The organism is Pseudomonas oryzihabitans (genome assembly GCF_007665395.1).
GTDB lineage: Bacteria > Pseudomonadota > Gammaproteobacteria > Pseudomonadales > Pseudomonadaceae > Chryseomonas > Chryseomonas psychrotolerans_C.
Map to the genome: position 1 here is coordinate 237651 of NZ_VDND01000001.1, position 13808 is coordinate 251458.

Annotated in this window: 12 protein-coding genes; 4 read left to right on the forward strand and 8 right to left on the reverse strand. The window is 68.8% G+C overall.

Annotation, left to right across the window (positions count from 1 at the left end; translation table 11 throughout):
• Positions 1-41: 41 nt before the first annotated feature.
• From FSV73_RS01080 to FSV73_RS01095, 4 genes are read left to right on the forward strand one after another with little or no spacing between them, the layout of a single operon-like run.
• Positions 42-1094 carry an ABC transporter substrate-binding protein gene (locus FSV73_RS01080; protein WP_145002621.1) on the forward strand — a complete coding sequence of 351 codons (1053 nt, stop codon included), beginning with the start codon at positions 42-44 and terminating at the stop codon, positions 1092-1094.
• Positions 1094-1915 (forward strand): ABC transporter ATP-binding protein, encoded by an 822-nt coding sequence (locus tag FSV73_RS01085; protein ID WP_145002623.1) that lies wholly within the window; start codon positions 1094-1096, stop codon positions 1913-1915. Before FSV73_RS01080 ends, FSV73_RS01085 begins: the two co-directional genes overlap by 1 nt.
• On the forward strand, positions 1912-2691 hold the full coding sequence (locus tag FSV73_RS01090; protein ID WP_145002625.1) for an ABC transporter permease: 780 nt from the start codon (positions 1912-1914) through the stop codon (positions 2689-2691). Before FSV73_RS01085 ends, FSV73_RS01090 begins: the two co-directional genes overlap by 4 nt.
• Before the next feature lie 35 nt (positions 2692-2726).
• Positions 2727-3743 (forward strand): aldo/keto reductase, encoded by a 1017-nt coding sequence (locus tag FSV73_RS01095; RefSeq protein WP_145002628.1) that lies wholly within the window; start codon positions 2727-2729, stop codon positions 3741-3743.
• Positions 3744-3788: 45 nt separating this feature from the next.
• Here the strand turns inward: FSV73_RS01095 and FSV73_RS01100 are convergent, their stop codons facing one another.
• The 8 genes from FSV73_RS01100 to FSV73_RS01135 form a co-directional block, all read right to left on the reverse strand.
• Positions 3789-4964: an acyl-CoA dehydrogenase family protein gene (locus FSV73_RS01100; RefSeq protein ID WP_145002631.1), complete on the reverse strand. Its 1176-nt coding sequence runs from the start codon at positions 4962-4964 to the stop codon at positions 3789-3791.
• Complete coding sequence (locus FSV73_RS01105) at positions 4961-6322, reverse strand: LLM class flavin-dependent oxidoreductase (protein ID WP_145002634.1); 1362 nt, start codon at positions 6320-6322, stop codon at positions 4961-4963. The genes FSV73_RS01100 and FSV73_RS01105 overlap by 4 nt, the downstream gene beginning before the upstream one ends.
• 12 nt (positions 6323-6334) lie before the next feature.
• Positions 6335-8035, reverse strand: a complete 1701-nt coding sequence (locus FSV73_RS01110; protein WP_145002637.1) for a dipeptide ABC transporter ATP-binding protein — start codon at positions 8033-8035, stop codon at positions 6335-6337.
• Positions 8032-8913 carry an ABC transporter permease gene (locus tag FSV73_RS01115; protein ID WP_145002640.1) on the reverse strand — a complete coding sequence of 294 codons (882 nt, stop codon included), beginning with the start codon at positions 8911-8913 and terminating at the stop codon, positions 8032-8034. Before FSV73_RS01115 ends, FSV73_RS01110 begins: the two co-directional genes overlap by 4 nt.
• Before the next feature lie 14 nt (positions 8914-8927).
• A complete protein-coding gene (locus FSV73_RS01120) occupies positions 8928-9914 on the reverse strand; it encodes an ABC transporter permease (protein WP_145002643.1) in 987 nt (328 codons plus the stop codon).
• Positions 9907-11520, reverse strand: a complete 1614-nt coding sequence (locus FSV73_RS01125) for an ABC transporter substrate-binding protein (protein ID WP_145002646.1) — start codon at positions 11518-11520, stop codon at positions 9907-9909. The genes FSV73_RS01120 and FSV73_RS01125 overlap by 8 nt, the downstream gene beginning before the upstream one ends.
• Positions 11521-11550: 30 nt before the next feature.
• Complete coding sequence (locus FSV73_RS01130; protein ID WP_145002648.1) at positions 11551-12690, reverse strand: LLM class flavin-dependent oxidoreductase; 1140 nt, start codon at positions 12688-12690, stop codon at positions 11551-11553.
• A 213-nt stretch (positions 12691-12903) separates the two neighbouring features.
• On the reverse strand, positions 12904-13764 hold the full coding sequence (locus tag FSV73_RS01135; protein WP_145002651.1) for a LysR substrate-binding domain-containing protein: 861 nt from the start codon (positions 13762-13764) through the stop codon (positions 12904-12906).
• Positions 13765-13808: the final 44 nt, after the last annotated feature.

The window sequence follows — 13808 nt, forward strand, 5'->3', positions numbered from 1 at the left end:
AGCCTTCGTCGTATCCGACGCCAACCAGGACAGGAGACTCCATGGACCTCGAGCATCTCAGTCGCCGCCGCTTCATCCGGCAGCTAGGGACGGTAACCGCGCTGGGCGCCCTGGGCGGCAGCCTGTTCGGCTGTGACGACAAGCCCGCGACCCAGGCCGGAGGGCCGGCGGTGATCGGCCAGCGCTCGGACCAGGTGGTCTCCTTCCGCTATCCCGACAACCCCACCTTCGACCTGGTCTACGTCGCCGATTCCCTGGGCTACTTCGAGGGCACTCGGGCGCGTCCCCAGTTCGTTGGCAAAGTCGCCGCGCCGCAGATCATCCCGCTGGTGGGGACCGGGGAGCTGGATTTCGGCACCCGCATGGTGCCCCTGGTGATCTCTGCCATCGCCAGCGGCCTCGACCTCAAGGTGGTGGCGGCCGGCGGCAAGACGTTGCAGGAAGCGCCGCACATGAAGTACTTCGTGCGCGACGACTCGGGCATCCGCGCACCCAAGGACCTCGAAGGCAAGACCGTGGGCTTCAACAGCTTCGGTGCCTGCGCCGAGTTCGTCACCAAGAAGTATCTCCGCCAGCGTGGGGTGGACGTCGACACCATCAAGTGGGTGGTGGTACCGGACGTCCAGGCCGAGCAGACCCTGGCCACCGGCAACATCGACCTGGCGATCATCCACCCGCCCACCTCCGGCAGCGCCGAGCACAATCCCGCGCTACGCAAGTTGTGGAGCGACTTCGACCTGGACGAAGGGCTGGGCGGCATGGCGCCCTACAGCGCCCATGGCCGCTTCCTGCGCGACCATCCCGAGGCCGCACGGGACGTGGTGCAGGCCTTGGCCAAGGCCGCCAACTGGGTCAACGGGCATCCCGACGATGCCCGCAAGATCACTGCCGAGCGCCTGGGTATGAAGCTGGAGCTGGTCGAGCGCTTCGCCTACGTCGACGACCTGGTCATCACCGAGCCGCCGATCCAGTACTACATCGACATCCTCGAACACGAAGGCAAGCTCAAGGCCGGCGCGGTCCAGGTCAAGGACGTCTACACCAATGCCTTCAATCCCTTCGCCCAGGGTACGGCCTCCCAGGGGACGGCCTGATGGGCGCCAAGATCGTCGCCCGGGGCCTGGGCATGGCCTATGACGGTCGTAGCGAAAGCGGCGCGCTGGAGCGGGTACCGGTGCTGCAGGACTTCGACCTCGAGGTACGCCAGGGCGAATTCCTGGCGGTGCTGGGTCCTTCCGGCTGCGGCAAGTCCACCTTCCTCAACATTCTCGCCGGGCTGGCGCAGAAGACCTCGGGCGAGCTGAGCATCGACGGCCGGCCGTTGCAGGGCATCAATCCGCATCAGGGTGTGGTGTTCCAGGGCTATGCATTGCTGCCCTGGCGCTCGGTGCTGGACAACATCGCCTTGGGCCTGGAGATTCGTGGGGTCGGGCGCCGCGAGCGGCTCGCGACGGCGCGGGAGTATCTGGCGCTGGTAGGGTTGGAGGGGCAGGGCGCCCGCTACCCGCACGAGCTCTCCGGCGGCATGCGCCAGCGAGTGGCCATCGCTCGTTCCCTGGCCTATGCGCCGGATGTGCTGCTGATGGACGAACCCTTCGCCGCCCTGGACGCCCAGACCCGCGAGCATCTGCAGGACGAGCTGCTACGTATCTGGGACGGGCAACGCAAGACCATCGTCTTCATCACCCACAGCCTCGACGAGGCGATTTTCCTCGCTGACCGGGTCGCGGTGATGACGCCCCGCCCTGGGCGGGTCCACCGGCTGCTCGACATCGACCTGCCGCGCCCGCGGGCGGCCGAGCTGCGCAACACCCCGGCCTTCGCCGCCCTGCGCCAACAGGCCTGGGAGGCCCTGCGCGGCGTGCCCGGGCCCGCTGCGCAAACGCCCTTGCGGCGCCAGGAGGTACGGGCATGAGCCTGCTGCGTCGTTCCCGCCGGCTGCTCGACGGCAGCCTCGGCATCCTGCTGTTCCTGGCGCTCTGGGAAGCCTTGCCGCGACTGGGCCTGGTCAATCCCGGCTACCTGAGTCCGCCTACGGTGGTGCTGCAGAGCATCCTCGACCTGGCTCGCGACGGCAGCCTGGCGCGGCACCTTGGCGCCAGTCTGCTGCGCTCGCTGGCCGGCTTGCTGCTGGCCATAGGGGCGGGCGTGCTCCTGGGACTGCTGATGGGCTGGTTCATCCGCCTGGAGCGGTTGCTCGATCCGCTGCTGCAGTTGTTTCGCCAGACCAGCGCCCTGGCGCTGTTCCCGGTGTTCATCCTGTTCCTCGGCATCGGCGAGGCCTCGAAGATCGCCATCATCTTCTGGGCGTCGTTCTGGCCGATCCTGCTGAGCACCATCAGTGGCGTGAAGCAGGTGGATGGGCTACTGGTGAATTCGGCGCTGTCCATGGGCGCCAACCGCCGCTTCCTGTTCCTCAAGGTGGTACTGCCAGCGGCGTCGCCGTCGATTTTCACCGGCATTCGCCTGGCCGGCGCCTATTCCATCACCGCGCTGGTGGCCGCTGAGATGATCGGCGCCCATTCCGGGCTGGGCTTTCTCACCCTCAACTCCCAGGAGGTGTTCCAGATTCCCAGCATGTATGCCGGCATCCTGCTGTTGGCGGTTGTCGGCCTGGCGCTGAATGCGCTGCTGGCCCTGCTGGAGGCGCGCCTTTTGCGCTGGCGGCGTGGCTTGTCGGCGCGTTCTTGACCCCATTCCGATTCCCCTATCGATAAGGAGTATCCATGAGCTATCGCAGTCTTGGCCGCAGCGGCCTGACGGTCTCCCGCCTGAACCTGGGCAGCATGATGTTCGGCGGGCCGACCGACGAAGCCGTGTCCCGGCGCATCATCGACGCAGCCTCCGCCCAGGGCATCAATTTCATCGACACCGCCAACGTCTACAACGACGGCGAATCCGAGCGGGTGGTTGGGCGTGCCATCGCCCATCATCGTCACGACTGGGTGCTGGCCACCAAGGCCGGTAGCCCGACCCGCCGCGACTCCAGGCTGCCGCACAACGGCGGCAGCAGTCGCAAGCACCTGCTGCACAGCGTGGAGCAGAGCCTGCAACGGCTGGATACCGACTACATCGACCTGTTCTACCTGCACCGTGAAGACCACCAGACACCGCTGGAAGAGACGGTCTCGGCGCTGGGCGATCTGCTGCGCCAGGGCAAGATCCGCTACTGGGGTCTCTCCAATCACCGCGGCTGGAAGATCGCCGAGGTGGTCAATGTCGCGCGCCGGCTCAACGTCGATACACCGGTCGCCATCCAGCCGCTGTACAACATCGTCAACCGCCAGGCCGAGACCGAGCAGTTCACCGCCGCGGCGCACCATGGCCTGGGCATCGTGCCCTACAGTCCCCTGGCGCGCGGCGTGCTCACCGGCAAGTACACCCCGGGTGCCGCGCCGGCGGCCGATACCCGCGCCGGGCGCAATGATCGCCGCATCCAGGAGACGGAATGGCGTCCGGAGTCCTTGGCTTTGGCGCAGCGCATCGCCGAGCACGCCCAGGCCCGTGGCGTCAGCCCGGCGGCCTTCGCCCTGGCCTGGGTGCTCGCCAATCCCCTGGTGAGTTCGGCCATCGCCGGGCCCCGCACCGAGGCGCACTGGGCGAGCTATCGCGAGGCGCTGGACGTGGTGCTGACCGCCGAGGACGAGGCCTTCATCGACAGCCTGGTCACCCCGGGCCACGCCTCGACGCCGGGCTTTAACGACCCCGCGCATTTCGTCAGCGGGCGCCCCGTCCGCACCTGAGGCAGTGCCGGGCCGCCGCTGTCATGGCGGCGGCCCGGTCGGTCGCTATTGGTAGATGCCCGGCTCGGGATAGTCGCCGTTGAGGTACCAGTGGCCCACGTTGCGCGTCTTGTACTCGGCCGGATTGTGCAGGGTATGGGTACGCACGTTGCGCCAGAAGCGATCGAAGCCCTGGGTCTTGGTGGCGGAACGAGCGCCCATCACCTCGAAGATGCGGGTGGTGACGTCCAGCGCGGTGTCGCCGGCGAAGACGTTGGCGGCTGCCGTGGCCACCGCCGCCTCGCCCCGTGCTTCGCTGGTCAGCGCCGAGCCTTGCGCCCAGGCCTGGTCGAACAGGGCGAGGGAACGGTCGGCCAGGCCTTCGGCGGCCAGGGTGCTGGTATAGAGCTCGCCATAGACCCGGCGCACCCAGGGATCGTCGCCATGGCGCTCCACCCCGGAGGTGATCCAGGGCCGGCTGTGCTCGCGGGTATAGTCGCGCGCCGTGCGCAGGGCGCCCCAGGCGGTGCCGACGAAGACCGCGATGAGCACCTGCTGGGCGATGACCGCGCCGAGCGAGGGAAAGAGATTCGCGCCGCTGTCCGCCGCGCCGTAGATGTCCGCCGCGGGGATGCGAACGTTCTCGAACAGCACCCGGCCGCTGCCGGTCTGGCGTTGGCCGAAGCCGTCCCAGTCGTGGGCCAGGGTGATGCCCGGCTGATCGACGGCCAGGCTGCCGAAGAAGCGGACGTCGCTGTCCTGGTCTTCCCAGGCCACCAGCAGGCGGTCGGCGATGTGCGAGCCGGAACTGAAGGGTCGATAGCCATTGAGCACGTAGTCTTCGCCACTGCGCTGGCCGAACAGCGAGTGGGAAAAGGTGTTGACCGAGTTGCCCCAGAACCAGTGCTCCCGCGCCGAGGCGCCCAGCAGGCGTTGCCGCTGGGCTTCGCTGCCGCGCAGCAGGACGCCGGAGAGGGCGAGGAAGTGGTAGCCGTAGAGATGCCCCACGGCGCTGTCGCCGCTGGCCAGTTCGCGGGCCACCTGCAGTACCGTCGACCAGGGCAGGCCGGGGCCGCCGTAGGCCTGCGGGATCAACGCGGTGAGCAGGCCGCTCTCGCGCAACGCAGCCAGCTGGCTGAGCGGCCGCCCACCGGCGAGGTCGTTGGCCGCGGCGTCCACGGCGAAGCGGGCACTGAGGTCGCGAGCGAGGAGCAGGGCTTGCTCTGATGTCAGCTGGCTCATGCCACCGCCTCCTGCCCACGACGGGCGGCGGGATGCTGTGGGTAGGGCAGGCCAAGGTGTTCGCGCAGGGTACGGCCTTCGTAGTCGCCCTGGCGTACCAGGCCGCGGCGCCGCAACTCCGGTAGTACGAAGGTGATGAAGTCGTCCAGGCCCTCGGGATAGGTGGGTGGCAGGATATTGAAGCCGTCCGCGCCATAACTCTGGAACCAGGCTTCGAGTCGGTCCACCACCTGCTCGGCGGAGCCCACCAGGGTCCAGTGCCCGCGCGCGCCAGCCAGGCGCAGATAGAGCTGACGCAGGCTCAGGCCTTCGTCGGCGAGTTTCTGGATCAGCTCCTGGCGGCTGCGCGAAGCGTTGGACAGCGGCAGGTCGCGTGGCAGCGGCGCGTCCAGCGACAGCTGGGAGAGATCCACCCCGCCCAGTAGCCCGCTGAGCAATTCGCGGCCCACCTCTGGTTGTACCAGCTCTTGCAGCTCGCGGTGCTTGGCCTGGGCCGCGGCTTCGCTGGCGCCGGTGAAGATGGTCACCCCAGGCAGGATCTTGAGGTGCTCGGGATTGCGGCCCAGGGCCTGGGCGCGACCCTTGAGGTCACGGTAGAACGCCTGGGCGTCGCCCAGGCTCTGGTGGGCGGCAAAGACCACCTCGGCGGTGGCGGCGGCCAGTTCGCGCCCGTCCTCGGAGGCGCCGGCCTGGACCAGTACCGGCTTCCCCTGGGGCGAGCGCAGCACATTGAGCGGACCGCGCACCTGGAAATGCTCGCCACGGTGCTCGGTGAAATGACGCTTGGCGCGATCCAGGAACAGCCCGGCGTCGCGATCCAGCAGCAGCGCATCGTCTTCCCAGCTATCCCAGAGTTTGTCGACCACCTGCTGGAATTCGCGGGCCCGAGCATAGCGGTCGGCATGGGCGGCCTGGCCGCTGCCGCCGAAATTATGGGCCGAGGCGGCGTCGCTGCTGGTGACCAGGTTCCAGCCGATGCGGCCGCCGCTGATCTGGTCCAGGGAGGCGAACTGCCGAGCCAGGTTATAGGGCTCCGAATAGCTGGTGCTGGCGGTGGCGATCAGGCCGATGCGCCGGGTCACGGTGGCCAGGGCGGCGAGCAGGGTCAGGGGCTCGAAGGTCAGGTGCGGGGCGATCAGACGGTCGAACACCGGTGAGTCGATGCCCCGTACGCCGACGCTGTCGGCGAGGAACAGGGTGTCGAAGCCGGCGGCCTCGGCCTGGCGCGCCAGGGCCTGGTAGTGCTCGATGCGGATACCGGCGTCGGCCTGGGCGCCGGGATGCCGCCAGGCGGCCACGTGGTGACCGGTGGCGCGCAGGAAGAGACCGAGTTTGAGGGTGTCGCGACGCTTGCTCATGAGGACTCCTGATTACCAGCCGACGGCGAAGCGCAGGCCGGTAGGGGCGGTGGGTGCTGTCGCCACGCCGGGAACGGCGGCCAGCAGCGTACGGGTGTAGGGATGGCGCGGTTGCTGCCAGAGCTGGGCCGGTGTGGCCTCCTCGACGATGCGGCCCTGCTGCATCACCAGCACCCGGTCGGCCAGGTAGCGCACCACCGAGAGGTCGTGGGAGATGAAGAGGTAGGAAAGGTCGAAGGCCTCGCGCAACTCGACCAGCAGGTTGAGGATCTGCGCCTGGACCGAGACGTCCAGCGCCGAGACCGGCTCGTCGCAGATCAGCAGGCGCGGCTTGAGGATCAGCGCGCGGGCGATGCCCAGGCGCTGGCGCTGGCCGCCGGAGAACTGGTGCGGCAGGCGTCCCAGGCTGGTCCGGGGCAGGCCCACGGCATCGAGGATGGCGAGCCGGGCGCGCTGGCGTTCGGCAGCATCCTCCTGGCCGTGCAGGCGCTGGACCCGGTCGAGCAGGGTGGCGACGTCATGGCGCGGATTGAGCGCGGCCTGGGCGTCCTGGAAGATCAGTTGCGCGTGGCGGCGCCAGGCGCGCAACGGCCGCTCCGCCAGGGCGGTGATCTCGCTGCCGGCGAAGTCGATCCGTCCGGCGTCCAGGGGCTGGAGCCGCAGCAGGGCGCGGCTGAGGGTGGACTTGCCGCAGCCGGACTCGCCCACCAGCCCAACCGTCTCGCGCACGCCGACGGTGAAGGACAAATCATCCAGTACCGCCTGCGGCTGGCCCGGATAGCTCAGGCGTAGCCCCTCGGCGCGCAGCAAGGGGGTGCCCTGCGGTGGCCGTGGCTGGCGGCCCGGCGCATAGCGCTCCGAACTCAGTCCATAGCGGGGCGCCTGGGCGGGAGGGCGTTCCACGCGGATCTCCACCAGCCGTTCCTGGCGATAATGGCGTTGGTGATCGCGGCCGAGCGAGGCCGCCACCAGGCCCCGGGTGTAGGGGTGCCGGGGCTGGGCGAAGACCTGGGCGGTGCGCCCGGTCTCGAGGACCGCGCCGTCGTGCATCACGATCACCCGGTCGGCCTGCTGGGCGACCACGCCCAGGTCATGGGTGATCAGCAGCAGACCCATGTCCAGCGCGCGCCTCAGGCTGTCGAGCAATTCCAGGATCTGTGCCTGGACGGTGACGTCCAGTGCGGTAGTGGGTTCGTCGGCGATCAGCAAGCGCGGCTGGCAGGCGATGGCCATGGCGATCAGCACCCGCTGACGCTGGCCGCCGGAGAGTTGCTGCGGATACTCGCGCAGATGCGTGGCGGGGCGCGGCAGCCGGACCTGCGCCAGCAGTTCTTCGGCGCGGGTCAGCGCCTGGCGGCGACTCAGGTCGGTGTGCTGGCGCAGGGTCTCGACCAACTGCTCGCCCAGGGTGAGCACCGGATTGAGGCTGGACAGCGGCTCCTGGAACACCATGGCCAGTCGGTCGCCCTGCAGCCGGCGGAGTTGGCGCGGGCGCAGCGCCAGCAGGTCGGTACCCTCGAACAGTATCGAACCCGCCACCCGGGCGGTGTCGGGCAGCAGACCCATCAGCGCCAGGGCGGTGGTGGATTTGCCGCAGCCGGATTCACCCACCAGCGCCAGGGTCTCGCCGGCGGCGAGGGTGAAATCCAGCGGCTGCACGGCGGCCTCACCCTGGTAGTGGACGGTCAGTCCGCGGACCTCGAGCAGGCTCATGGGCGGTACCTGCGCAGGCGCGGATTGAGGGCGTCGTTGAGGCCGTCGCCCAGCAGGTTGAAGGCCAGACCCACGGTGACGATGGCCAGCCCCGGCAGGGCGGTGAGGTACCAGGCGCTGGCGATCTGCTCGCGACCGCTGCCGATCATGCCGCCCCAGCTGGCGCTGTTGGGATCGCTCATGCCGAGGAAGGCCAGGCCGGCTTCCACCAGGATGGCCTGGGCGACGAGGATGGAGGTGGTGACCACCACCGCGGCCAGCACATTGGGCAGCATCTCGCGCAGGATGATGGCGCCGTTGCCGAAACCCTGGCTGCGCGCGGCGAGCACGAAGTCTGCGCCTTTCAGGCTGCGGAATTCGGCGCGCACGATGCGTGCCACCGTCGGCCAGGAAGCGAGGCCGATGGCCAGGGCGATGATGCCGACGGTGGGCGTGCCGATGGCGACGATGACCACCACCAGCAAAAAGGAAGGCACCGTCTGGAACACCTCGGTGAGGCGCTGCAGGGCATCGCCCAGCCAGCCACCGTGATAGCCGGCCAGGGCGCCCACCAGCACGCCCAGCACCACGCTCAGGGCGGTGGCGAGCAGGGCGATGAGCAGCGAGGTGCGGGCCCCGTGGGCGAGTCCGGCCGCCACGTCGCGGCCAAGGGAATCGGTGCCCAGCGGGAAGGCGGGATCGTCGCCGGGCCACAGCAGGGGCATCCCGACCATGTCCAGCGGATCATGGGGAAACAGGGTACCGGCGCTGGCGGCCAGCAGCAGTACCAGCAACAGCAACAGGCCACCGGTCAGGGCCGTGGGGCTGCGCAGCAGCGCCTGGCCCAGGCGTTCGCTCTGGCCGGCCAGCCGCGGTGGTGAAGGGTGCAGGAGGGGCATGGGAGGGCTCCGGGTCAGTCGGGTTGGATGCGGGGATCGAGCCAGGCCTGTAGCAGGTCGACGGCGACGTTGACCGCCACCACCAGCAACGAGGAGAGCAGCAGGATGCCCAGCAGGAGGTTGTAGTCGCGGGCCAGGACGGCATCCAGGGTGAGGCGACCGAGGCCTGGCCAGCCGAACAGGGTTTCGGTCACGGCCGCGCCGCCGAGCAGGGCGGCGAGGTGCAGGCCGGCCAGGGTGGTGACCGGCAGCAGGGCGTTGCGCAGCACGTGCCGGCGGACTACCCGCAGCGGCGCGAGGCCCTTGGCCCGGGCGGTCCGCACGAAGTCCTGGCGCTGCACCTCGAGCATGGCGGCGCGGGTGAGCCGGGCATAGAGCGCGATGTAGAAGGACGCCAGGGCCAGGGTCGGCAACAGCAGGTGTGCCAGTCGGTCACCCAGCCAGGCCAGGCCGTGCAGGTCCAGGCCCAGGGTGGCGACGCCATCGCTGGGCAGCCAGCCGAGGCGCACCGAGAACAGCACCACCGCCATCAAGCCGATCCAGAAGCCGGGGGTCGAGTAGAGCACCAGCACCACCAGCGACAGCAGCCGGTCCGGCCAGCGGCCGACCCAGGTGGCCATGACCGCGCCGGCCGCTATGCCCAGTGCCAGTGCCAGGCCCAGGGCGCAGCCCATCAGCAACAGGGTGTTGGGCAGGCGGTCGAGGATCAGTTGGGTGACCGGCGCATTGAAGCGCGGCGACAGCCCCAGGTCGAACCGCGCCAGGTGGGCCAGGTAGTGCCACAGTTGTTGCGGCAGGCTCAGGTCCAGGCCGAAGTGGCTGCGCCATTGGGCCAGCGTCGCCACGTTGGCACCGCCGGATTCGGCGGCGAGCACGTCCACCGCATCGCCCGGGATCAGCCGCAGCAGGACGAAGTTGAGCAGCAGGATGCCCGCCAGGGTCGGCAGGGCCTGCCACAGGGTGCGCCGGGTCAGGCGCCAGAGGCGGCGCGGCTCAGCCATGGGCGTGCTCCGGCCCGGCCAGGGTCACCCCGGCGAGGCTGCCGTTGACCCCCGAGGCGTTCTCGGCGAAGCCGCCCACCCGCGCGTTGTAGAGGGTGACCTGGCGCTGCAGCACCAGGGTCAGCGAAGGGATCTCGCGCATCACGATGGCCTGGAAGGCGCGAAACAACTCGCCACGCCGGGCTTCGTCGGGCTCCACTGCCGCCGCTTCCAGCAGGCGGTCCACCTCGGGATTGGCGTAATGGGTGCCGTTGGAAAACGGCACCCCCTGGCGGTAGTTCTTCGACCAGTACAGCCGTTGCAACCCCACGGTGGGATCGAACAGCACGCTCATGCCGTTCACCGCGAATTGGTAGGCGCGATCGCTGTAGACGCGCTTGATATAGGAGGGGAAGTCCTGGTTGCGCAACTGCACCTCGATGCCGATGCGCGCCAGGGCCGACTTGATGTAGACCGCGGTGCGTTGATAGCTGTCGCCGTAGGGCAGGGGGTCCAGGGTCAGCGGGAAGCGCCAGTTGCCCTGGCGCGGCAGCCCGGCGGCGTCGAGGATGGCATTGGCCTTTTGCACATCCGGCGGATAGGGATTGGCGCCTTCGTAGTGGTAATGGGGAAAGTTGCTGGGAATCGGCGCGGCGCTGGCCTCGGCGTAGCCGTAGTAGACGATCTTCTTGATCACCTCGCGGTCGATGGCGTGGGCGATGGCCTGGCGCACTTCCAGCCGCCCGAGCAGCGGATCGTCGAGGTTGAATTCGAGCAGGGTCTCGGTGCCGCTGTACTGGTAGCCCTCGGTGGTGAACTTGAGCGTGCCGCCCTGGGTGAGCCGATCCAGGTCGCTCAGCGGCACCGGGCTTTCGCCGCCGAGCAGCAGCGAGCCATTGCCGAAGGCCGCCAGGCGCGCCGCCGAGTCGGGCACCACCCGCAGGATCAGACCCGCCACCGTCGGTTGCCCGGGTTGCCAGTAGTCTGGATTGCGCTCGTACTCGATGTGGCTGCCACGCACCCAGTTCTTGAAGCGGAAGGGACCGGTGCCGATGGGGGCGTTGTTGAGCGGATTGCTCAGGGGATCGCCCTCGGCATAGCGGTGCCGCGGCAGGATCGGCGTCTCGCTGCCGGCGAAGGCGCGGATCAGATAGGGCACCGGCTTGCTCAGGTGCAGCACCACGCTGTGCTCGTCCGGCGTCTCGACCCGCTCCAGACTGGCGAAGGTGCTGCCCCCGCGCGGGTGGTAGCGCTTGACCAGGTCCAGGGAAAAGGCCACATCGGCGGCACTGAAGGGCTGGCCGTCGTGCCATTTGACGCCCTGGCGCAGGGTGAAGGTGTAGGTCAGGCCGTCCGGCGCGATGTCCCAGTGGGTGGCCAGCACCGGCTGAGGACTGAGGTCGTTGGCATAGGTCAGCAGCCCCTCGAGGACCTTGCTGCTGGCGGTCAGCGAGGTGCCGGCACTGGTGTGGAAGGCCGACAGGCTCGGCGGTTCGGGGTTGACCAGCAGGGTCAGTACACCGGGCGGTGCCTCTACTGCAGCCTGGGCCCCCGGTGTCCAGCCGAGGCCACCGAGCAGGGGGAGGGTGGAAAGACCGGCCACGAAATGACGGCGGGTGACGCTCATGGGGAATCGTCCTTGTCAGAAGAAGGCGGATCAGCGGCGCAGGCCGGCCTGGTACAGGAGCGGCAAGACGCGCTCGCCGAAGTAGTCGAGTTCGGGGGCGAAGTCGTAGAAGGCCAGCTGCAGGCCATCAATGCCGGCTTCCTTGAGCCGGATGATGTCGCGCACCACCGTCTCCGGACTGCCGACCAGCTGGATGTTGCCGCCGACGTACTTCTGCGCGGGGAGATGGCCGCGCCAGGCATGGGCGTCGCTGGCTTCCCGAGCCGCGCCGGCCAGCGCGCCGGGATCGCCCGCCGCGGTGATGGCGGCGTGGTACTCCCAGGCTTCCGCGTCGCTGTCGCGGCAGATCACCAGGGGATTGATCAGGGTGCGCACCTGGCGTCCATGGCCACGCGCCGCGGCCTTGATGCGCTGCAGATGGTCGGGCAGCTTGGCCAGGGCATCTTCGATCTCGGCGCTGCCCGGGCTGGTGGTGAAGACGATGTCGGAGTGACGCGCGGCGAAGTCGATTCCGGCGCTGGAACCGGTGGCATTGACCAGGACCGGCCGGCCGTAGCGCGGCTTGACGCTGACGTAGGCTTCTTCCAGGCGGTAGTGGTCGCCATGGAAATCCAGGTTGTCCTGCGCCTGCCAGAGCGTTTCGACGATGCGGATGAATTCATCGGCCTGGCGATAGCGCTGGTCATGCTCGATGGGCGCCTGGCCGAAGCGGCGATGCTCGCGGTGGCGATGCCCGGTGACCAGGTTCAGCCCCCAGCGCCCGCCACTGATGTGATCCAGGGTGGCGCCGAACTTGGCCAGGTGCAGCGGATGCCAGGGGCCGTAGAGCACATGCAGGGTGGAGACCAGCAGGATGCGCGAGGTGGCTTCGGCCAGGGCCGCCTGGGTGATGAAGGCGTCCAGGGATTCATCGTGGTAGCGGATGTCACCGCCATAGCCGCCCTTGCCGAGCCATTCCGCCAGGGCGAACACCAGCTCGAAGCCCAGCGCCTCGGCCTTCAGCGTCAGGGCACGATTGTAGTCGTAGGTCCAGGTAGTGCCGCGTGGCAGCGCCGATGCACTCCAGCCGCCCGCTTGCACCGGCAGGAACAGCCCGAGGAACAGCGGCTGGGCGAAGGCGCGCGATAGGGGACTGTCGGCGAAGTCGAGGGGCGAGGCGTGGGCGGTCATGGCTACCTTCCGGTGATCGGGAACGGGAGGTACCGGAGCAACCGCTGTGCCAATCGTCTAACTAATTGATTCGCAGGGCTTTGGCCGGAGCCGGCAAGGCGTGGCTGTTCCTGGGCAGGCAACGGAAGTTGCCTCGGCAACAGCGCGGCAACGGTGTTGCGCACGGCGCTACCTCGACGGGGAAGTCCGCGCAGGGTGGTTGGCGCATGGCCGTCAGAACCGGCAGTTGTGCCGGATCAGGTCGTAGGCGCGGCGGGTGAGCGGATTGAGGCTGCCCGGCCGGATCCAGAGGTAGTAGGTGACTTCCGGTAGTGCCGGCAGCCCCTCGTTGGCGCCCAGCACCCGCATATCCGGCCCGAGCAGCTCCATGCTCCGCGCGGTGACCCCGAGGCCTGCGCGGATGGCGGCCTTGATACCGATCAGGTTGGAGGCCAGGTACGCCTGGCGCCAGGGGATGCGCCGGGCGTCGAGTGCCTGGATGGCGTAGCGCCGATAGATGCTGGGCTCGTCCACCAGGATCAGCGGCAAGGGTTCGCGCGGAGAATGCACATAGCGCGACGAGCAGATCCACCAGACCGGCGAGGTCCGCAGCGCGAAGCCCTCCAGGCGCGCGTCCTCGCGGGTCGAAATCAGCATATCGATCTTGCCGCGGTGCAGGTCTTCCATGAGGAAGGGGCTGCGGCCGACGTCGATCTCCAACCGCAGCCGCGGCGCGGCGCGGGCGACGTGGGTGAGGATGGGCGGCAGCAGGGTGTCCGCCACGTCATGGGGCGAGCCGACGCGCAACACGCCGCTGAGGCTGTCGTCCTGCACCGAGTGATAGAGCGCCTCGTTGAGTTCGACCATTTCCCGGGCTTGCAGCAGGACGCGGTGGCCGGCTTCGGTCAGCTGCTTCTGCCGACCCACCTTGCGCAGCAGGGGAACCGCCAGCAAGGACTCGAGCCGGTTCATCTGCTGGGTCACGGCCGATTGGGTCCGCCCCAGGCGTTGCGCCGCCTGGGTGAAGCTCTGGCTGTCGGCCACGGCGATGAGGGTGCGCAGCAAATCGATGTCCAACGCGGGCGTCTCGGCCATGGAACTCTGCTCATTCGATGAGGAAGGAAGAGAAAACCATAAGA